Genomic DNA, 1,574 nt, shown 5'->3' with positions numbered 1-1,574 from the left:
GCCTGGTGCTAGTTGCTCCTTAGAAAGGAGGTGATCCAGCCGCACCTTCCGGTACGGCTACCTTGTTACGACTTAGTCCCAATCGCCGGTCCCACCTTCGACGGCTCCCTCCCACAAGGGGTTAGGCCACCGGCTTCGGGTGTTACCAACTTTCGTGACTTGACGGGCGGTGTGTACAAGGCCCGGGAACGTATTCACCGCAGCGTTGCTGATCTGCGATTACTAGCGACTCCGACTTCATGGGGTCGAGTTGCAGACCCCAATCCGAACTGAGACCGGCTTTTTGGGATTAGCTCCACCTCACAGTATCGCAACCCATTGTACCGGCCATTGTAGCATGCGTGAAGCCCAAGACATAAGGGGCATGATGATTTGACGTCGTCCCCACCTTCCTCCGAGTTGACCCCGGCAGTCTCCCATGAGTCCCCGCCTTTACGCGCTGGCAACATGGAACGAGGGTTGCGCTCGTTGCGGGACTTAACCCAACATCTCACGACACGAGCTGACGACAACCATGCACCACCTGTGAACCAGCCCCAAAGGGGAAACCGTGTTTCCACGGCGGTCTGGCACATGTCAAGCCTTGGTAAGGTTCTTCGCGTTGCATCGAATTAATCCGCATGCTCCGCCGCTTGTGCGGGCCCCCGTCAATTCCTTTGAGTTTTAGCCTTGCGGCCGTACTCCCCAGGCGGGGCACTTAATGCGTTAGCTACGGCGCGGAAAACGTGGAATGTCCCCCACACCTAGTGCCCAACGTTTACGGCATGGACTACCAGGGTATCTAATCCTGTTCGCTCCCCATGCTTTCGCTCCTCAGCGTCAGTTAATGCCCAGAGACCTGCCTTCGCCATCGGTGTTCCTCCTGATATCTGCGCATTTCACCGCTACACCAGGAATTCCAGTCTCCCCTACATCACTCTAGTCTGCCCGTACCCACCGCAGATCCGAGGTTGAGCCTCGGACTTTCACGATAGACGCGACAAACCGCCTACGAGCTCTTTACGCCCAATAATTCCGGATAACGCTTGCGCCCTACGTATTACCGCGGCTGCTGGCACGTAGTTAGCCGGCGCTTCTTCTGCAGGTACCGTCACTTTCGCTTCTTCCCTACTGAAAGAGGTTTACAACCCGAAGGCCGTCATCCCTCACGCGGCGTCGCTGCATCAGGCTTTCGCCCATTGTGCAATATTCCCCACTGCTGCCTCCCGTAGGAGTCTGGGCCGTGTCTCAGTCCCAGTGTGGCCGGTCACCCTCTCAGGCCGGCTACCCGTCGTCGCCTTGGTGAGCCATTACCTCACCAACAAGCTGATAGGCCGCGAGTCCATCCCTGACCAAAAAATCTTTCCACCAAGAACCATGCGGTCCACGGTGCATATCCGGTATTAGACCCAGTTTCCCAGGCTTATCCCGAAGTCAAGGGCAGGTTACTCACGTGTTACTCACCCGTTCGCCACTAATCATTCTGTGCAAGCACAAAAGTCATCGTTCGACTTGCATGTGTTAAGCACGCCGCCAGCGTTCATCCTGAGCCAGGATCAAACTCTCCGTAAAAAAATACAGACACAACCAACACG

1 rRNA gene is annotated in these 1,574 nt (G+C 56.3%); it reads right to left on the bottom strand.

Annotated features, from left to right (window positions below):
• Positions 1-23: 23 nt before the first annotated feature.
• Positions 24-1,551: ribosomal RNA gene (locus tag AC6CHY_RS19915) — 16S ribosomal RNA — on the bottom strand.
• Positions 1,552-1,574: the final 23 nt, after the last annotated feature.

Source organism: Paeniglutamicibacter sp. GQ140, assembly GCF_059759235.1.
This window is presented reverse-complemented; position numbering and strand designations above follow the sequence as displayed.